Annotated in this window: 13 protein-coding genes; 6 read left to right on the top strand and 7 right to left on the bottom strand. The window is 75.1% G+C overall.

Annotation, left to right across the window (positions count from 1 at the left end):
• The first annotated feature begins 23 nt into the window (after positions 1–23).
• The 3 genes from J4709_RS46855 to J4709_RS46845 are packed head-to-tail and all read left to right on the top strand — an operon-like array spanning position 24 to position 2889.
• Complete coding sequence (locus J4709_RS46855; RefSeq protein WP_208251972.1) at positions 24–1016, top strand: sugar ABC transporter substrate-binding protein; 993 nt, start codon at positions 24–26, stop codon at positions 1014–1016.
• Positions 1013–2065 carry an ABC transporter permease gene (locus tag J4709_RS46850; RefSeq protein ID WP_208251971.1) on the top strand — a complete coding sequence of 351 codons (1053 nt, stop codon included), beginning with the start codon at positions 1013–1015 and terminating at the stop codon, positions 2063–2065. The genes J4709_RS46855 and J4709_RS46850 overlap by 4 nt, the downstream gene beginning before the upstream one ends.
• A complete protein-coding gene (locus J4709_RS46845; protein WP_208251970.1) occupies positions 2062–2889 on the top strand; it encodes an ATP-binding cassette domain-containing protein in 828 nt (275 codons plus the stop codon). Before J4709_RS46850 ends, J4709_RS46845 begins: the two co-directional genes overlap by 4 nt.
• Before the next feature lie 18 nt (positions 2890–2907).
• Here the strand turns inward: J4709_RS46845 and J4709_RS46840 are convergent, their stop codons facing one another.
• On the bottom strand, positions 2908–4032 hold the full coding sequence (locus J4709_RS46840; protein WP_208251969.1) for a PucR family transcriptional regulator: 1125 nt from the start codon (positions 4030–4032) through the stop codon (positions 2908–2910).
• Positions 4033–4149: 117 nt separating this feature from the next.
• Here J4709_RS46840 and J4709_RS46835 point away from each other — a divergent pair, with 117 nt between their 5' ends.
• Together J4709_RS46835 and J4709_RS46830 are read left to right on the top strand one after the other, a co-directional pair.
• On the top strand, positions 4150–5499 hold the full coding sequence (locus tag J4709_RS46835; protein ID WP_208251968.1) for a flavin-containing monooxygenase: 1350 nt from the start codon (positions 4150–4152) through the stop codon (positions 5497–5499).
• Positions 5496–6341 (top strand): SDR family NAD(P)-dependent oxidoreductase, encoded by an 846-nt coding sequence (locus J4709_RS46830; protein WP_208251967.1) that lies wholly within the window; start codon positions 5496–5498, stop codon positions 6339–6341. The genes J4709_RS46835 and J4709_RS46830 overlap by 4 nt, the downstream gene beginning before the upstream one ends.
• Before the next feature lie 16 nt (positions 6342–6357).
• Here the strand turns inward: J4709_RS46830 and J4709_RS55245 are convergent, their stop codons facing one another.
• From J4709_RS55245 to J4709_RS46800, 6 genes are all read right to left on the bottom strand, one after another.
• Positions 6358–7995, bottom strand: a complete 1638-nt coding sequence (locus J4709_RS55245; protein WP_208251966.1) for a serine/threonine-protein kinase — start codon at positions 7993–7995, stop codon at positions 6358–6360.
• 64 nt (positions 7996–8059) lie between these two features.
• Positions 8060–11419, bottom strand: coding sequence for a hypothetical protein (locus J4709_RS46820; RefSeq protein WP_208251965.1), 3360 nt, complete (start codon positions 11417–11419; stop codon positions 8060–8062).
• Between the two features lie 41 nt (positions 11420–11460).
• The gene (locus J4709_RS46815; RefSeq protein WP_208251964.1) at positions 11461–14556 is read right to left on the bottom strand and encodes a coiled-coil domain-containing protein; all 3096 of its coding nucleotides are present in this window, start codon (positions 14554–14556) and stop codon (positions 11461–11463) included.
• A complete protein-coding gene (locus J4709_RS46810) occupies positions 14553–15224 on the bottom strand; it encodes a DprA-like winged helix domain-containing protein (protein WP_208251963.1) in 672 nt (223 codons plus the stop codon). The genes J4709_RS46815 and J4709_RS46810 overlap by 4 nt, the downstream gene beginning before the upstream one ends.
• The gene (locus J4709_RS54270) at positions 15217–16140 is read right to left on the bottom strand and encodes a hypothetical protein (protein WP_232385114.1); all 924 of its coding nucleotides are present in this window, start codon (positions 16138–16140) and stop codon (positions 15217–15219) included. Before J4709_RS54270 ends, J4709_RS46810 begins: the two co-directional genes overlap by 8 nt.
• A gap of 2 nt (positions 16141–16142) precedes the next feature.
• Positions 16143–17348: a hypothetical protein gene (locus J4709_RS46800; RefSeq protein WP_307802106.1), complete on the bottom strand. Its 1206-nt coding sequence runs from the start codon at positions 17346–17348 to the stop codon at positions 16143–16145.
• A 219-nt stretch (positions 17349–17567) separates the two neighbouring features.
• Between J4709_RS46800 and J4709_RS46795 the strand changes: the two genes are divergently transcribed.
• On the top strand, positions 17568–19827 hold a 2260-nt coding region (locus J4709_RS46795; protein ID WP_232385113.1), incomplete at its 3' end, for an ATP-binding protein.

Genomic DNA, 19827 nt, shown 5'->3' with positions numbered 1-19827 from the left:
GGGGAGAAACGGAGAGCTTCCGTATGAAAGGCGTGTTCGCGCGAACGTCGTTCAAGAGCCTGGCGGCGCTGGCCGTCGCGGGGATGCTGACGCTCGGTGCGTGCAGCAGCTCCGGAGGCAAGAAGGGCGAGGAGAAGGCGACCGGCGGGAGCGGCCCCCGGCTGAAGATCGCGATGGTCACCCACTCGGCGCCCGGCGACACCTTCTGGGACATCGTCCAGAAGGGCGCCAAGGCCGCCGCCGCCAAGGACAACGTGCAGTTCCTGTACTCGGCCGACCCCGACGGCGGCAAGCAGGCGCAGCTCGTCCAGACCGCGATCGACCAGAAGGTCGACGGCATCATCGTCACCCTCGCCAAGCCCGACGCGATGAAGGACGCGCTGGCCCGCGCCGCCGCCGCGAAGATCCCCGTCGTGTCCATCAACTCCGGCGCGGAGGACTCGGCGAAGCTCGGCGCGCTCGCGCACTTCGGCCAGGACGAGTCGATCGCGGGCGAGGCGGCCGGCGAGCAGCTGGCGAAGATCGGCGTGAAGAAGGCGCTGTGCGTGGTGCACGAGCAGGGCAACGTCGGTCTGGAGAGCCGCTGCGCCGGCGCGAAGAAGACCTTCTCCGGGCAGCTGCAGAACCTGTACGTGCAGGGCAGCGACATGCCGCAGGTGAAGTCGTCGATCACCGCGAAGCTGCAGTCGGACAAGAGCATCGACGGGATCCTGACCCTCGGCGCGCCCTTCGCCGCGACCGCCGTCGACTCGGTCAAGGAGACGAGCAGCAAGGCCAAGGTCGCCACGTTCGACCTGAACAAGGACCTGATCGCCTCGATCAAGTCCGGTGACATCCAGTTCGCCGTCGACCAGCAGCCCTACCTGCAGGGCTACGAGGCCGTGGACGAGCTGTGGCTCTACAAGACCAACGGCAACGTGCTCGGCGGCGGGCGCCCCGTGCTGACCGGACCGGCGATCGTCACCAAGGACAACGCGGCATCGCTGGAGGGCTTCGCCGCACGGGGGACGCGGTGACGCAGGCGGTCGCCGGGCCGCCCGCGGCCGTGCCGGACGAGCGGCTGGGCCGCGAGTCGCCGCTGCGGCGGCTGCTGCGCCGGCCCGAGTTCGGCGCGCTGCTCGGCGCGGTCGCGGTGTTCGTGTTCTTCTCGCTGGTCGCCGACGCGTTCCTGCAGGCCGACTCGTTCTCGACGGTGCTGTACGCCAGTTCCACGTTCGGGATCATGGCGGTCGGGGTGTCGCTGCTGATGATCGGCGGCGAGTTCGACCTGTCCGCCGGCGTCATGGTGACGACGTCCGCGCTGATCGCGACGCTGGTCTCCTACCAGCTCACACTGAACCTCTGGGTCGGCGTCGCGATCTCGCTCGTCGTGACGCTGGCGATCGGCGCGCTGAACGGCCTGCTCTACATCAGGACGGGCCTGCCGAGCTTCATCGTCACGCTCGCGACGTTCTTCATGCTGGCCGGGGCGAACCTCGGCGTGACGAAGGCGGTCACCGGGAACGTCGCGTCCGACTCCGTGCGGGACATGGACGGCTTCGAGAGCGCGCGCAAGGTGTTCGCGTCCGACGTCGACATCGCCGGCGTCAACGTCAAGATCACCGTGTTCTGGTGGCTGCTGTTCGTCGCCGTCGCCACCTGGATCCTGCTGCGCACCCGCGCCGGAAACTGGATCTTCGCGGTGGGCGGCGCGGCGGGCAGCGCCCGCGCGGTCGGCGTCCCCGTCGCCCGCACGAAGATCGGCCTGTTCATGGGCGTGGCGTTCTGCGGCTGGTTCTCCGGGATGCACCTGGTGTTCGCGTTCGCGACCGTCCAGTCGGGCGAGGGCGTCGGCAACGAGTTCAACTACATCATCTGCGCGGTCATCGGCGGCTGCCTGCTGACCGGCGGCTACGGGTCGGCGATCGGCGCGGCGATCGGCGCGTTCATCTTCGGCATGGTGAACAAGGGCATCGTCTACGCCGAGTGGAACCCCGACTGGTTCCGGTTCTTCCTCGGCGCGATGCTGCTCATCGCCACCGTCGTCAACCTGATCGTGCGGCGCAGAGTGGAGCGGTCGACATGACGGACCCCAAGGACGCGCCGCTCGTCCGGCTGGAGGGAGTCGGCAAGAACTACGGCAACGTCATCGCGCTGCGTGACGTGGACCTGGAGGCGTCCGCCGGCGAGGTGACCTGCGTGCTCGGCGACAACGGCGCCGGCAAGTCCACCCTCATCAAGATCGTCGCCGGGCTGCACCGGCACGACCTCGGCACCTACGCGGTGCAGGGCGAGCCGGTGTCGTTCTCCTCGCCGCGCGACGCGCTCGACCGCGGCATCGCGACCGTCTACCAGGACCTCGCCGTCGTCCCGCTGATGCCGGTGTGGCGGAACTTCTTCCTCGGCTCGGAGAAGCGCAAGGGGTTCGGCCGCATGGACATCGGGTTCATGCGCCGTACCGCCAAGCGCGAGCTGGCGGCGATGGGCATCGACCTGCGCGACGTCGACCAGCCCATCGGCACCCTGTCCGGCGGCGAGCGGCAGTGCGTGGCGATCGCCCGCGCCGTGTACTTCGGCGCGAAGGCCCTCGTCCTGGACGAGCCGACGGCCGCGCTCGGCGTGAAGCAGGCCGGGACCGTCCTGCGCTACATCGTGCAGGCGCGCGAACGCGGCCTCGCGGTCATCTTCATCACCCACAACCCGCACCACGCCTACCCGGTCGGCGACCGCTTCCTCATCCTCAACCGCGGCCGCCCGATCGGCTACCGCGCCAAGGCCGAGATCACCCGCGAGGAGCTGACCGCGCTCATGGCGGGCGGCGCGGAACTGGAGGAGCTCGCCCACGAGCTGGGCGCCGCGGCGTCCGGGAAGGCGGCCGCGAAGGAACTCGCCGAAGGCGCCGACACCTAGCCGACGGGGCGTGCCGCGTCAGGCGGGGTCGAGCCAGGCGCGGCACAGCCACCACGCGTTCACGCCGCCGAAGGCGTCGGCCGCGTCGATGCCGGTGGCCTCGCCGAACCGCTGGACCCTGTTCCGCACCGTGTTGGGGTGCACGAACAGGCGTCCGGCGGCGGCGGTGACGTCGCGTCCCGTCTCCAGCCAGGCGCACACCGCGCGGGCGACCGGCCCGGCGTTCGCGCCGAGCAGGGCGCGGGCCGCCCGGTGCCGGTCGAGCAGGATCGAGGCGAGGTCGGTGCGGTCCGCCGCCGCCACCAGGACGGCCACGTCGGCGACGTGCACGACGCCGGTCCGGCCGGTCGCCTCGGCGGCGCCGAGCGCGGAGACGGCGAGGCGGCGCGCGGCGGCGAGGTTCTCCGCGTCGGCCGGTCCGGCGAGGCCCGCCACCTCGATGCCGGACGCCAACGGTGGCCCGGCCGCCACCGCGAACAGCAGGCCGTCCAGCACCGCGGACAGTGCCGGCGGCCGGACGATCGGCGCCCTGTCCGCGCCGCCGGGCGGGCGCGCGGCCAGCACCCACAGCGCTCCGCCGGACGGCAGGCCGGCCTCGGCGGCGACGAGCGCGGCGGCCGAGCCGCCGTCGAGCAGCCGCCGCAGCAGCGCCGCGTCCCGCTCGTCCGGTCCCCGCCCGCCGGCGGCCCGCGCCTCGCGCTGCGCCTCCCGGTGCGCCTTGATCAGCCGGGACCGGACCGCCTCCGCCCAGTCGTCGTACAGCTCCCGCGCGTCCAGCAGCAGCCCGTCCGCGATGCCCTCGGCGGCGGCGATCTCCCGGGCCCGCGACCAGATCGCGCGCTCGGCGACGTGGACCGCGGTCAGCACCGCCTCGACCGGCACGCCCTGCCGGGCGCGCGCGACGCCCAGTTCCGCGACGAACGCCAGCTCCCCCTCGGTCGGCCCGCGCCGCGCCGCGATCGCGCGGGTCGCGGCGGCGAGCAGCGCGCGGGTGTGCCCGGCGATGTCGGCGGGCGGCAGCACGGACACGTCCCGCACGACGGACGTGACGCCCGCGACCACGGACGGCAGCAGGTCCTCCTCGCCGGAGATCCGCTCGATGAGGTCGATCACCGGCGTCCAGTCGGCCTCGCTCTGGTTCATGAGCCTGATTGTGGTGCTCCACAAGCATGGCCGCCAACCGGGTGTCGTAGCCCATGTTCTCGGGCTGCCTCGCTCCCTAGGGTTGGAGACCACCACAAGACTCTTGGGAGTGCTCTCATGTCCGCTGCCCGTCGTGTCGCCGTGATCGGCGCCGGGCCGGCCGGCCTCGCCGCCGGCAAGGCCCTGCGCGACGCGGGCGTGGAGGCCGTCCTCTACGAGCGGGGCGACCGGCCCGGCGGGCTGTGGGCGCGCGGCGACCTGTCGCCCGCCTACGCGTCCCTGCACCTCAACACCAGCAAGGGGCGCACCGAGTTCGCCGACTTCCCGATGCCCCGGCACTGGCCCGACTATCCGTCCGCCGACATGGTCGGCGCCTACCTGGCCGACTACGCGGAGCGTTTCGGCGTCCTGCCGCACATCCGCTTCAACAGCCCCGTCGCGTCCGTCCGGCGCGACGGGACCGGCGGCCCCTGGACGGTCACCACCGAGTCCGGCGACACCGAACGGTACGACGCCGTCGTGGTCGCCAACGGGCACAACCGGGACCCGCGATGGCCCGACCCGGCCCCGCCCGGCGACTTCACCGGCGTCCAGATGCACGCCCACTCCTACCGCGACGCCGAGGTGTTCCGCGACCGGCGCGTCCTCGTCGTCGGCATGGGGAACTCCGCCATGGACATCGCCGTGGACGCCTCGCACGTCGCCCGGGGCCCGGTGCTGCTCTCGGCGCGGCGCGGCGTCCACATCGTCCCGAAATACCTGTTCGGACGGCCGGCGGACGCGACCGGCGGCGCCCTCGCCGCGCTGCCGTGGCGGACCAGGCAGCGCGTCGCCGAGACGATGCTGCGCCTCGCCGTCGGCCGCCCGCAGGACTACGGCCTGCCCGCGCCGTCCGGCGGCCTGTTCCAGAACCACCCGACGATCAGCGACACCATCCTGCACCGGCTCACCCACGGCGAGGTCGAGGCGCGGCCCGGCATCGACCGCCTCGACGGGGACGGCGTCGTCTTCATCGGCGGCGCCGCCGACCCCGTCGACGTCATCGTGTGGGCGACCGGCTACCGGGTCGGCATCCCGTTCCTGCCCCGCGACCTGATCGGCGACGACCCCGAGCGGCTCCCGCTGTTCAAGCGCGTCTTCCACCTGGACGACCCGAGCCTGGCGTTCGCCGGCCTGATGCAGTCCACCGGCGCCGCGCTGCCGGTCGTGGAGGCCCAGGCCAAGCTGGCGGCGGCCTACTTCTCCGGCGCCTACGCGCTGCCGTCCCCGGCGCAGCGGCGGCGCGCCGTCGCCCGCGCCCTGCGCGCCGCCACCGCGCGGTGGGGCGACCGCCGCCCGATGATGCGCGTCGACTTCGACCAGTACGTGGCGGACCTGCCCCGCGAGTCCAAGGCGGGCCGCGCCCGGCTCGCGCGGGGCGCCGCCCCGCCGTTCACCCCGACGCACCGCGAGGAGACCCCCGCATGAGCACATCCCGCCCGGCCGGCGGCCGCGACCCGCGCGGCCTGCGGGTCATCGTCACCGGCGCGTCCGGCACGTTCGGCCGCGCGTTCGGCGCCCGGCTGACCGCCCTCGGCGCCCGCGTCGTCGGCCTCGACGCGGCGCCCCGGCCGGACGACCCGATCGACGTCCTCGCCTGCGACCTCACCGACGACGACGCCGTCCCCGCCGCCGTCGCCGCGGCGATCGAACGGCTCGGCGGCCTCGACCTGCTGATCAACAACGCCGGCATCGGCGGCCCCGCCCCGGCCGAGCTCCCGCCCGGCGACGAGGTGCGCCGCCAGCTCGACGTCAACCTGCTCGGCGCCTGGCGGGTCACGTCGGCGTGCGTGGACACCCTGGTCGCGTCGCGGGGACGGGTCGTCATGCTGTCGTCCCGTATGGCCGTCATGCAGCTTCCCCTGGCCGCCGCCTATGGCGCGTCCAAGCGGGCGCTCGTCGCGTACGCGGACGCGCTCCGCCTGGAGATCGGCACCCACGTCGGCGTGACGTGCGTGTACCCGTCCGCGGTGCGGAGCCCGATCCACGACTCGACCGCCGCCGCGGGGCTCTCCCTGGAGGGCGTGAGCCAGTACGAGCCGCTGGACGGCGTGGTGGACGCGGTGCTGTACGCCGCCCTGTCTCGCCGTCCCCGCCGCGACGTGACGACGACCCGGCGCGGCGCCGTCGAGTTCTTCCTCGCCCGGCACCTGCCCGCACTGACCGACCGGATCGTCGCCCGCACGTTCGGCGAACGCGTCCGCTCGGGCGCGTTCGCGGGCGCCGAACTCGCCGCCGGCGTCGTCCGCCGCCACGCGGGCCGCCGCTGACACGATCGTCGCGCCGCTACGTCCAGGTCGCGTTCGCGAGGATCTCGTCCAGGTTCGGGGTGTTCCACTCGTCGACGATGAGGACCTTCGACTGCGGCAGGTACCACCACCGCTGGACGAACGACACGCCGGTCTTCGCGACCATCTCGGGGCCGGAGGTCAGGCGGATGCAGCTCAGGCGCCATTCGCGGTACTCGGCGTTCCGGCCGCCGATGGGCCGCAGCCCTTTGCGGACGAGCGTGAAGTCGCCGCCGCCGTAGTACAGGTCGGTGTCGGGCGGGCAGATGTGCGACACGTCCGTTTCGGGGGCCCAGGGCTGGTCACGCTGGAAGGTCTGCCAGCCGGTCCTCCCGTCGTTCGACCACGGTGTGGTGATGGCGAGGACCGTGGGGCAGTACCTCCAGAGGGGGTCTCCCCGCAGTCCGGCTTTCGGAGTCCGGCAGGCGCCAGGTGGGGTGAGGTTGTAGTTCTCCTCCGGCTTCTCGAGGCCCAGCCGCCTGGAGCGCCAGCTTGCCGGCACCCTGAGTGTCAGCCGGCCGATCGACAGCGGCACTCCGGACGGCGTCGGGCGGGCCGTGGTCGCGGCGGTGACGGGGCGGGACGAGCGGTCGGGCTCCGCGGCGCGGTAGGCGGCGGCTCCGCCGACGGCGGTGCCCGCGACGGCGGTCGCGGCGACGGCCACCGCCGCCTTCGTGCCGACGGCGGCGAGCACCCCGCCCGACCCCGCCGCGCCCGCCGCTCCACCCGCCGCGCCCGCCGCCGCGCCCGCGGCACCGGCGGGGGCGAGACCGGCGGCGGCCAGCGGGAACAGTGCGGCGAGCGCGACGGCGGCGCCCGCCAGGACCCGGACGCCCCGCGACTCCCAGTCAGGCCCGTAGGCGCCGCCCGCCACCTCGTCGAGGTAGCCGACGAACGCCGACGCACTGGCCGGGCGGTCCGCCGGGGCCTTGGCCATGCCGCGCGCGACGAGCGGCCGCAGCGGCTCCGGGACGTGCGCGGCGGGCACGTCGCCGTCGAGGTGCCCCGCCCTGATCGACGCGCGGTCCCCGTTCCCGTACGGGCGGCGGCCGGTGAGGGCCTCATAGAACACGCACGTCGCCGCGTACACGTCGGTCGCGGGCGTGGCGGGCTCCCCGCGCCACTGCTCCGGCGCCATGTAGAGGGGCGTTCCGGCGGCGGACGACTCGCCCGCCACGACGGCGATGCCGAAGTCGATGAGCCTGCTGCGGCCGTCGGCCGGGACGATGACGTTCGCGGGCTTGTAGTCGCGGTGGACGACCCCGGCGGCGTGCGCGGCGGCGAGCCCGAGCAGCGACCCCTTCAGCACGGTGAGCGCCGCCTCCGGTTCGAGCGCCCCGTACCTGTGCAGGATCTCCTTGAACGGGACGCCGTCCACCGCCTCCATCACGATGGCGAGGTCGTCGCCGTGCTCGACGAGCCGGTACAGCCGGGCGACGTGGGGGTCGTCGACGCGGCCGAGCATCCGCGCCTCGTCCCGGAACCGCGCGCGCGCCTGCGAGTCGGCGTCCGCCGTGAGGTACTTGATCGCGACCGGTGCGCCGTGGACCGCGTGCCGCGCCAGCACGACGCGGCCCTGCGCGCCGCTCCCCAGCTCGCGCACCTCGTCGAACTCCGGGACCCGCCACTGCGCCATCGGCCACCTCTCGGTTCGTCCCGATCATCCACGAATGCGACGCGATGGACCACCGGAGGGCCGGTCACTCCAGCGCGGTGAGGATGCCCTTCGCGGTGTACGCCACGTCCGGGTCCGGGTGGGTGCGCAGCGTCCGCAGGAGGGAGCGCCAAGGGGCGGGCCAGCCCGCGCGGGGGGCGTGGCCGCCGGTGAGCGCGGCGGCGAACAGGCCGCCCGCGAGGTCGCCGCGTCCGGCCAGCCGTTCGGCATGGGGGAGGGCCGCTCCGGGGTCAGGCGTCCCTGCGGGCACCCTGATGTACTCCCGGTACTCGGCCCACGTGTCGTCCGCCCAGGGCACGAGCGCTTCGGCGACCTGCCGGGTCGCGAGGGCCCCGCCGCCGCACCTGTCCGCCAGCGCGTCGAGGGCACCGCCCACATCGGGCCCGGCCCAGCGGAGCGTCGCGGCGGCCAGCTCGCAGGCGAGGCCGGCCGGGAGGCGGCCGTCCAGCGCGGCGATGGCGCGCTGCGCCGTGCCGCGGTTGCGCTGCGCGGCGGCGCGCACCGCGTCGACCAGCGCCGACAGCCGCTGGAACGCGGGCAGATCCCGTTCGGTACCGGCGCTCGGCTCGTCCGGGGCGGCGGCCAGGCCGGCCGCGGCTTCGCCGAGCTCCGCGGCGCCGTAACCCGCCACGACGCAGCCGACCAGCGCGTCCATGGCCGGACGCCAGCCCCGGGTCGCGCCGAGATCGGTGGCGAGGGCGGCCAGCAGCGCCGGGGCGTCCGGCGCCCACTGCGCCCACAGCGGCACGTACGGCAACGCGGCATTGCGCGCCTCGACGTCGGCGGAGCCCGCCACCCGCAGCACCAGCGAGGCGTAGAACTCGCGGAACCGCTCGTCGACCGACACCGGCGGCGTGCCGAGCACCTGCCGCGCCAGGTCGCGCGGGCCCTCCGCCGCCTCGCCCAGGATGCGCCGCGCGACCGGCTCCGCCAGGTACGGGCGGACCGCCGAGGCGATCGCGACGCGGACGTCCCGGTGCTGGCCCGGGTCGTCCCACGCCGCCGCGACCAGGTCCAGGGCGCCCGGCACCCGGTTGTGCAGCAGGATCCGCAGCGCCTCCTTGCGCGCGGTGATCTTGCCTTCGCGGAGCGCCGGGCCGAGGATCGCCGCCAGCTCCGACGGGCGGACGAAACGGGCCGCGCGGGTCATCGCGTACATGGCGACGTGCGCGTGGTCCGTGGCGGTGTGCGCGAGCAGATCCGGCAGGACGGCCTGCGGCGACGCCGTCCACGACGCCGCCGTCAGCGCGGTGCGGCGGACGCGGTCGTCGCCGGAGTCGAGGTAGGGGCGCAGCCGCGCCGCGTCCACGCCGGGGACCCTGCCGATGTCCCGGATCGCGCTCGCCCGCGCGTCGTCCGGCTGGTCCTCGCCGCCGGCCACGCGCGCGAGCAGGTCGAGGTAGGCCGCGCGCTGCCGGCCCGTCCACCGCCGCATCCACGCCGTGGCCATGTGCGGGACGTAGGCGACGTCCGCGCGCTGGAACCGTCCGGCCGGCGTCGGCCCGCCGAGGACGAGGTGCAGCAGGTCGGTGCGCTCGCGGGCGATCGCGGCGAGGACGGCCGGGACCGCGATGGCCGACGCGTCCTTCGCGACGACCCGTCCGACGCGTTCCGCGCGCGTGCGCGGGGGAGCGAGCCACAGCCGGATCGCCTCCTTGAGGACGCCGTCGCCGCGCGCGTCGAGGGCCGCCTCCAGCGCGTCCTGGAGCCGCGGGACGTGGTGCGCGCGGCGGCCCAGCGCCCGCACGAGCAGGAGCGCGAGCCGGTGGTCGTCGCGGCGCGCGGCCGCGTCGAGGTGCGGCGCGAGCGTGCCGGCGAGCCGGAACTCCTGGCCGTGCCGCAGCACGTGGTCGAGGCGGCCGAGGAAGACCGCGCCGGCCTGGCCGACGAGCCGCTCGACCAGGTCCAGGCCGAACACGACCAGCTCGGCGTCGTCGCGGATCGCGCCCTGCCGGCAGAACGCGGCGGCGATCCGCCCGAGCGCCTGCCGGGTCATGAGGGAGCAGTCGCGGGCGGCGAGCGCGTCGTCGGCGAACCGCTCCACCGCCGCCGCGTGCTCGCCGCGCAGCAGGCCCTCCGGGACCTTCGCGAACGCGTCCAGCGCCGCGTACCGGACGGGATCCTGCTCGTTGCGCAGCCGGACGAGCGACTCCAGCATCGCGGTGAGCGTGTCCGGCTCGCGGCTGCGGCCCGCGCACGCGATGAGCAGCGCGTATCCGGTCGCGCGTTCGTCGGCGTCGGGACGGCGGGTCAACGCCTCCAGGACCGGCAGCGCCTCCTCGTACGGCAGGAACGCGGTGACGCCCCAGTACCGCGCCGGGGTCTCGGCGACCCGGCGCAGCCGCAGCATACGGCGCGCCTCCGTGACCCGAAGCGCGCGCGGGAGAACGTCGAGAAGCGACTCGTCGAGTTCGGCGGTCGACAGGTCCACTCCCGCCATAGCCACGTCGAACACGCGCGCGCGGCGGGACGGTGGGAACGCCTTCAGCAGCAGTCGGAGCGTATGGCCGTTCTCACGGACGGCGTGCGCGACCCGCGCAACGTCGCCCTCGTCGAGGGCCGCCAGCCGGTCCCGGACGGACCTGCGCTGCAGCACCCGCCCCAGCGAGCGTTCGTAAGGCTCAGAGGTCAGCAGTCGGATCATCCCGGCCGGCTCGGCGTCCAGCAGCACGCCGGTCTTCGGCTCCAGCGCGATCGGCAGCTCCCGGTCGGACCGGTACCGCTCCAGCAGCCCGACGACCCGCCCCGGGTCGTGGTCCACGGCCGCGGCCACGCCGGGCCCGTACCGGGCCCACAAGCCGACGCGCAGCCGGTCGGACGCCTCCGCGAGCCGCCGCTCCAGCTCGTCCAGCACGACGCCGGGATGCGCGCGGCCGAGGGACGTCCAGTTCGGGACGGTGCGCGCGAACCCCTCGATCCGGTCCGCCGCGACGCCGGTGCTGCAGGCGGGCAGCAATGCGGCGGCCTCCTCGGCGCCCCAGCGGTCGGCGACCGGACCCACGATCGCGTCCGCCAGGTCCGTGCGCCGCCACCTGCGGACCGCGTCGTACACCGCCGCCCTGATCGCGGCGGGCGCGTCGGTGAGGACGGTGCGGAACGGCTCCGGGTCCTCCGCGTACCGCACGGCCAGCCGGATCGCCGAGCACGCCAGCTCCGCGTCGGCGTCGCCCATGGCCCGGGCGATGTGCGCGAGCGACGCCTCGTCCCGCACGGCCGACGCGACGAACAGCGCCAGCGACCGCTCGTAGTGGCCGCCGTCCGCCAGCTCGCCGAGCAGCTCCGCGAGCTCCGGCGTGCCCGCGTCGCGGCGCAGGTCCGCCAGCCGGCGGCAGCGCTCCCCGAACGGCAGCGGTTCGACCTCGGCCAGCAACTCGTCAGCGCGCATGCCGGGCATCCTGCCGGATCCGCCGCCCGCCTTCACATGATTTACCCCGCTTGCGCGGGCCTCGACCGGCTCATCGCCTCCGCCAGCTTGCGGACGCGCGGCTCATGCTCGTCGTAGCCGACGACGACCGGCGGCTCGTTGTACGGCATCGTGTCCGACGACCGGCGCAGCTTCACGTACTGCCCGCACGCGTCGATCGCATAGGGCTCCATGTCGTCCTGCAGCGCGCCGATCACCGTGATGCCGTGCGTCTCACCGATCTTGCGGAACAGCGCGACGGCCTCCTTGCGGTGCTCCTTGCCGAGGTTGCGGCCCAGCTCGTCCAGCACCAGGCACAGCCGCCCGCCGCCGGAACTGGCCAGCGCCGCCGCGCACACCAGCTTGACCGCCTTCTCGTCCATCAGCGCCGTGTTCGCACGCCGGTTGTAGGGGACGTACCGCTGCCCGTCCGAACGCCGCCACTTCGGCGTCACCCGCCAGCGCCACTCCTGCTCCGGATCGCCCGGCTGCTCCGGCGTCGGGAACTCCAGCGTCGCGCCGTACCCGCCGTACGTCACGTCCAGCTTCTCGAACTCCTCCGACACCCGCTGGAGCCGCGCCCGGATCGCCGCCGTCAGCGCGGTCCGGTGCGCCTCCGCGGCACCCGCCGCCTCCGTCGCGCCCTTGCGCGCCTTCTCCAGATCGGCGTGCCGCCCCGACAGCTGCACCTCGATCTGCCGGCGCTGGTGCTTCTCGTAGTCCTCCTGGCGGCGCAGATAGCCCTCCAGCGACTTCGCCAGGCGCAGGAACGTCGCCTGCTCCCGGTCGGTGCGGCGGCCCTCGCCCTCGGCGCGCTCCCGCAGCAGGAACCGCGTCTCCTCCGGCATGTCCTCATCGGACGGCCCGTCCGGGAACACGCGCCGCAGCGCCTCCGACAGGTGCTTCTCCGCCGTGTGCCACCACTCCGCCGGCGTCCACGTCGCCTCGTCGTCGTCGAGGCCGGACAGCCACTCGGCGGCGCCCTCCCGGGACCCGCCCCACCCCTTCTCCAGCTCCTCCAGGCCGAGCGCCGCGCGCTTGTCCGCCAGCTCCGACGCCTTGCGCCGCACCTGGTCGCGCTCCTGGTCGCGCGCCTCCTTGCGGCCGCGCAGCCGGTCCACCTCCAGCGCGCGCGTGTCGGCCTTCGCCTGGAGCCGCCGGACGGCCTGCTCCGCCGACCCCAGCCGCGGACCCAGCTTCGACTCGCTGCTCGCCAGCTCCTCCAGCTGCGCGCGAAGCTCCGCCATCCGCTCGTGCACGGCGTCCAGCTCGTCCGCCGCCTGCGCGCCCGCAAGGCGCCGCCCTGCCCGCGCCACATCGGCGGCCGCGTCGGACGTGGCCTGCCGCGCACGCTCTAGCGCATCCTTCGCCGCCTCTAGCGCGGCGTGCGCCGCCTGTACGCGCGCCACCCGTCCCGTCACCGGTTCCGGGAATCCGCCGACGATGACGACTCCGCGCTCGTCGCCGTCGAAAGAACCGAAGAAACGCGCCAGCGGCAGCGCGCAGCGCACGCCCTCGGGATGGCCGGCCACCGGCTCGCCGCCCGGGTTCAGCTCCCCGTCCGCCGGGACGATCATCGAACCGGGCAGCCCCTTCAGCGCGTCCGCCGCCGCCCCGAGATCGGACGTTCCGACCACCACGGCCTCCCGGTACGGCCACAGCGCGGCCTCCCACCGGTCCCGGACGTCCTCCGCCAGCTCCACCGCGTCCAGCAGCCCGACCGCCGCGACTTCCGCCCCCGCCAGCGCCCTGATCTGTGCGGGCGCGCTGCTCTCGCCCGCCTCCGCCTCCGCCAGGGAGCGCTCCGCCCGCGCGACCGCGCCGCGCGCCATCCCGAACTCCTGCTGCGCCTCGTCGCGGCGCGCCTCCGCCTCGGCCAGCTCCGCCCTTGCCGCGGCGCCGTCCCGGCCGTCGGCCTCCCGCCGCCGCTCCTCCAGCGCCGACACCTGCCGGCGCAGCTCGTCCAGCCGGTTGCGCGCGACCGCCTTGTCCGCGCCGAGCTTGTCGGCCTGCCCCTTCAGCTCCGCGAGCGCCGCGCCCGCCTCGGCGAGCCGCGCGTCCAGCGCACCCCCGGTGAGCTGCTCGATCTCCCGCTCCGCCGCCTTCGCCGCGGCGCCCAGCTCCACCGCCTCGGCGCGCAGCGCCTCCTGCTCGGCGGCGTGCGCCGCGTCCGCCTCCGCCGCGTCCCCGAGCAGCCGCGCCTGCCGCGTCCGCCAGTGGCGCAGCGCCGCCGCCACCTCCTCGCGGGCCCGGTCGCGCCGGTCGAACGTCTTCAGCAGCGCCGCCGCCTCCCGCTCCCACTCCGCCAGCCGGTCCGCCGCCTCCGCCGCCTTCGCCCGCTCGCGATGCTCCTCGGCCCGCGACTTGCGCTCGGCCTCCAGCTCCCGGTCCAGCCCCGTCAGCGCCGCGATCGCGCTGAAGATCCGCTCCGGGCCGATCTCGTTCAGCGGCTGCGACAGCAGGTTCGTCGCGACCTTCGACCGCACCGACGTCGACAGGAACGACACGCACCGCACCTGCCCGCCGTACAGGACGCGGCTCAGGTCCTTCGCCACCAGGTCGCGGCGGCCCGCGCTGCGCGGCAGGCTCGCCCACAGCCGGTCCGCCAGCGCCACCCGCCCCGCCTCCGACGGCGCGGACGCCAGGTACACGCCCTCCTGCCAGCGGATCTCCAGATGCGGCGCGTCCACGTTCACCCGCAGCCACACGGTCAGCGCGGTCTCGGCGTCCTCGTCCTCTTCTTCACCGCCGGCATCGGCGTAGTCGAAGACGCCGATGATGTACCCGTGGTCGGCGCTCGCCCACTGGCTGTCGCCCTGCGCCGCCAGCTCCGCGTTGAACAGCAGCTCCGCCACCGCCCGCGCACCCGACGCGAACCGCCACTGCTCGTCGCCGAGCAGCGCCGTGATCGCCGCGATGAACGACGATTTGCCCGCGCCGTTGGAGTCCTTCGGGCCCTGCCCCGCCACCACGATCAGCGTCCCCGGCACCGTCGGCACCGGATGCGTCGACAGCCGCGAGATGTTCACCGCCTGCACCGCCACCAGCGTCCGGTCGCCGACGAGGTTCTCCGCGTCCCGGACGGGCCCCGGCACCAGCGGCTCCAGCACGGCCGTCATTCGCTCTCCCCCTGATCTCGTTCCCGACCCCGCCGCCGCGCCCGGATCGCCGCCGCCAGCGGCGAGTCCGGGCCCGCGGCCAGGATCAGCTCCTCCTGCAGCCGCCGCCGCGCCCCCGGCGTCAGCCGGTGGAACTGCGGCCCCGGCACGAACCCGCCCGCCTGCGCTGGGTCGGCCGGGTCGGCGGCCGCCTTCACCTGCGCCACCAGCCCCGCCAGCCGCAGCCGCCGCAGCGCCGCGTCCAGCTCCCCGACGGGCAACTGCGTCCGCCGCCTCAGCTCCTCCACCGGCGTCGGATACGGCGACAGCCACGAGTCGTCCTCCAGCAGCCCCGCCGCCCGCGGGATCGCCACCGAATGGATCAGCACAAGCGTCAGCACCGCCCGCTCCTGCGGGAGCGGCACGCACTCCTCGTCCTGCGCCAGCTCCGCCGCGACGTCGTCGCGGTACCCCGAGATCCACGACGTCTGCTCCGACCGGACCAGCGTCCGGCCGCTCAGCGCCAGCATCCCCTCGACGGTCCGCCGCAGCGCCGGCTCCCGCAGCGCGGGGAACCGCACCTCCGGCACCGGCGCCGCCGCATGCTCCACCGCCATGTACGCCGCGACGAGCTCCGCCCGCCGCCGCTCGTCATAACCCCGCAGCAGCCCCTCGAACAGCTCACTCACCGGCTGCGCCCCCATCGCGCGGTGAGTTATCCACAGATGAAGATCTTTCCGCCACCGGGGGCGGGGCTGCGGCAGGCTCGATCACGGAAGGTGATCTGAACACCACAGGAGGCGCGGATGCCGCACGTTCTTCCCCCACCCCCGAAGCCCCGGCTCCGGCCCGATCCGCGTCCGCCGCGGGCCGCTCCGACTCGTCGTCACCCGCCTCAGAAGACACCTCTGCGGCCGCCTCGCCCCCGGCCGGCCGCGAGAGAACGGGCTCAGACCGAGCCGATTCGTCTACGTCGTCCGTGGACGAGCCGGCGCGGGCCGGGCCGGGCTGAGCCGGAACCGCTGGTTCGGCGGGACGAGGGGACGGGACGGCCGGGGACGCGTCGAGCGGATCCTGCGTATGCGACTCCGGCGCGGAGGGCGGCGGCTCGGGGAGCCGGTGCAGAAGGGCTCGCAGGGACGACAGCGTGTGCTCGGCCCAGAGGGAGACCCGCGGACCCAGGCGGACGCCGCCCGCCTTCTCGTCCAGCAGCAGCCACCCGGTGTCGGCCAGGCGGCGCAGTTCGCCGGTGGCCCAGCGGCGCGCGAGGTCCGCGTCCCCTCGGGACATGCCCGCGTAGACGTCCAGGACGGCGGCGACCGTCGCCCTCGTTCCCGGCCACGGGGCGTCGTCCAGCCGGGTCCAGCAGCAGCGGAGCGCCGCCGCGAGGACGCGGCGCGCCTGACCTGCGCGGTCCAGTGGCATCGGCGCGGTCTGGTACTCATCGAGGAGCGCGGGCGTGGCCCCGTCCGGCCAGACCGGCAGCAGCCACACCCTGTCGCCGTCGGTCGCGGCGGCCGTCCCCGCCGGAACCGGATCGGCCGCCGCGACCGACGGAACGCCGAGCACGCGGGCGCGGGCCCGCGCGAGAACCTGCGGGTCCACGGTCACGTCCTCTCGAACCATCCTGGCGTCACCCAGGTGGGCGCGCCGTCCGCGCGGACGTCCATCCCGTCCGACCAGACGAGCCGGTAGGGCAGTTCGGGGTGCAGGTGCGCCGACGACAGGTCGGCGAGAGTGCGGCGCGCGGTCACCCAGTCCTCCGCGAGGACGTCCTGCACGGCCACCCGGTCGCGGCCGCGGAGCACCTCCTCGGCCATGACGCGCAGCCGCTCCATCACCGTCGCGTCCGACCCGGTCTCCGACGACAGCCCCGTGTCGGGGACGGACGGCCGCGGCGGGGCCGGCCGCGGCGGGGTCGCGCGCGGCCCGTCCTCCACGGCGGTCACCACCGCGGACGGCTCGTGCCAGGGCGCGGCGGCGTCGAACACGAAACCGTCCAGGACGGCCGCGAGATCCTCGCGGCCGGCGGTGCGCGCGAAGGTGCGCCACGTCTCGGGCGGAAGGAGGGTGAGGTTGCGGGTCGTGCCCGCGGAGTCCGTCAGCCGCGCGGCCGCGCGGCGCGACGCGTCACCGTAGGCGTAGATGGCGGCGCGCAGGTCCGTGCAGGTGCGGTCGAGCTGCGGCCACCGCCGCAGGATCGCCCCGTGCAGCCGCTCGGCGCGCAGCAGGATCTCCTCCGTCCCCCACAGCTTCGGGGCCTGCTCGCGCAGCTCCTCGATCGTCCCGTTGGTGAGGGTGACGAGTTCGACGCTCCACAGCCGGAACGCGCGGGCCAGGCCCTCCGCGCCGTCCCGCGCCTGCTCCGGCGTCATCCGCGGGTCGGCGACGTTGAGCTGCTCGAGCGCGAGGAGGCGGTGCATCTCGCTCTGCCCGCCGTCCAGCATCATCCGGCGCACGAACATCAGCCCGACCACGCTGGTGAACGAGGCCCGGTAACGCAGCTGGTTCGGCTTGGGGAACACCTCGCGGACGGCGCCGAGCCCCTTCAGCACCCGCAGCCGGTTGTCGAACACCTCGGACGGGTACCGGCGGCACACGTACCGCATCTGCTCGCGGCTCAGCCCGTCCTCGCCCGCGTCGGCGAACGCGGCGAGCAGCGTCTCGGCGACGTCGACCAGCTCGGGGTCGTCCACCACGGCGCCGCTGTCGCGGGCCAAGGCCGCGAACATCTGCCGGTACACGCCCAGCACGGCCTCGCCGACCAGCACGTCGTCGAGGCTGGCGACCGCGTTCTCCGAGGTGATGGACACGGCGCACTACGGTACGGCCCCGCGACGCCCAAGGTGGAATCGGCGGCGGGAAGGCCCGCAGAACAGGGACTCCGAAAGCGCAGACGGAGCACGTACAGCGATGACACACTCACAGAGCGATCCGGACTTCGCGGGCCGCGCGCCGCACCAGGGCACGGAACGCAAGGCGCCGGACGCTTCGGACACGGCAGGAGGGGCATGACCGAGCCGAGCTCACCCATGAGGACGAACCTCCCCGCCGAACCCAACGCCTTCGTCGGCCGCGAACGCGACGTCGCCGACCTGCGCCGCCTCCTGGAGGGAATGCGGGCGGTCACGCTGTGCGGCGCGGGCGGCATCGGCAAGACCCGGCTGGCCCTGCACGTCGCGCGGACGATGCTCGACGCGCACCCCGACGGCGTGTGGTTCGTGGAACTGGCCGGCGTCCGCCCCGACGGCACCCCGGAACCCGTCGCGCGGCGCGTCGCCGCGGTGCTGGACGTAGCGGAGGAGGAGGGCCGCCGGACGGCCGACACCCTCGCCGACGCGCTGCGCGGGCCGTCGGTGCTGATCGTCCTGGACAACTGCGAGCACGTCATCGAGGAGTGCGCGGAGCTGACCGGCCTGCTGCTGGCCCGCTGCCCCCGGATGCGGGTGCTCGCGACCAGCCGCGAGCCGCTGCGGATGGCGGGCGAGAACATCTGGCGGGTCCCGCCGCTGGAGCCGCACGAGGCGGTGCGGCTGTTCGCCGACCGGGCCCGCGCGGCCCGCCCCGGCTTCGACGTCACCGGCGGCGTCGAGGAGGTCACCCGCGCGCTGGACGGGATGCCGCTGGCCCTGGAACTGGCGGCGGCCCGCGTCCGGGTGCTGTCGGTCGAGCAGATCGCCGGCCGCCTCGCCGACCGGTTCCGGCTGCTCAGCGCCGGCGACCGGACCGCGCCGCCCCGGCAGCGCACGCTGCGCGCGGCGATCGACTGGAGCCACGAGCTGCTCGACGACCGGGAGCGGACGCTGCTGCGCCGGCTGTCGGTGTTCGCGGGCTGGACCCTCGAGCAGGCCGAGCACGTCTGCGCGGACGCCGCGCTCCCCGCCGAGGAGGTCCTGGACCTGCTGACCGCGCTGGTCGACAAGAGTCTGGTGGCCGTCACCGGGGAGATGGCCGGGCACGTCCGGTTCCACCAGCTCGACAGCATCCGGGAGTACGCCGCGGAACGCCTTGCGGAGGCGGGCGAGGACGCCGAATTCCGGATGCGGCACCGCGACACGGTGCTGGAGGCGGCCGAGCACGACGGAAGGCTCGCCGTCGCGGAGGTCCCCGGGGCATGGGCCGACCGGGTTGCGCTGTTTCCCAGATACGACGCCGAACTGGGCAACGTCCAGGCCGCGCTCACCTGGTCGCTGGACCGCGGTGACATCGACAAGGGCCTGCGGCTGTGCACCGCACTGCGCACCTTCTGGATCGTCCGGGGGCGCGTCGCCGAATGGGCCGACTGGACGGACCGGTTCCTGGCCCGCTCGCACGGCGTCGGCCCGCGCACGCTCGGCGCGGCGCTGGCGGGCCGAGCGCAGCTGGCCGGCGGCGGCCGCGACTTCGCCCAGGCCGCCCGCTACGCCGAGGAGGCGCTCGGCCCGTGCCGCGCCGCCGAGGACCCGCTCACCACCGCGTCCACCCTGGTCGCGCTGGCCGAGTCGCTGGCCCGCGCGGGCCGGTTCGAGGACGCGGCGCAGCGGCTGGACGAGGCCGACGCGATCGCCGACCCTCCCGGCCGCGAATGGGTGCGCGCCTACGCCCGGATAGCCCGCGGATACCTGCTGATCCGCCGCGGACGCCTCCGCGAGGCCCGCGAACACCTGGACGCCGGCGCGACCGTCATGCGGGAGATCGGGCAGTTGTGGGGCGCTGCGCACGCCATCATCGGCCTCGGCCGGCTGGCCGAGCTCCGCGGCGACCCCGGTGCCGCCCGCGCCCACTACGCCGAAGTGCTGCCGATCCTGGAGGAGATCGGGGCGCGCCCGGAGATGGCACGGGCGCTCGCCGGGATCGGCCGCGTCGCATTGGAGCAGCGGGACACCGCGTCCGCGCGGGAGGCGCTGGCGCAGAGCCTGTCGCTGAGCCGCTCGTCCGGCATCCGCCTGGACATCGCCCGCGCCCTGGAGGCCTTCGCCGAACTGACGGCCGTCGAAGGCGACGCGCGCGGCGCCGTGACGCTCGCCGGCGCGGCGTCCGCGCTCCGCGAGGCCACCGGCCGCAACCCGGGCGCCGGCGCCCGCCGCGAACGCATGCTGGAACCGATCCGCCGCCGCCTCGGCGAGCCCCTCGTCGCCCAGTTCTGGGGCGAGGGTCGCGCGATGCCCCCCGACGACGCCGTGGACTACGCCCTACACGTCCCACCCCCCGCACCCGACCAGCCACAGCACCCCCCGACCCCACCCCGCCCACGCGACCCCCACCAGCAGAACCGAACGAGTTCCCAAAGTGCCCTGACCACCCCGCCCCCTG

The organism is Actinomadura violacea (assembly GCF_017573465.1).
GTDB classification, from domain to species: domain Bacteria; phylum Actinomycetota; class Actinomycetes; order Streptosporangiales; family Streptosporangiaceae; genus Spirillospora; species Spirillospora violacea.
Note: the sequence above shows the minus strand (reverse complement) of the source record. Positions and strands in the feature narration are given on the sequence as shown.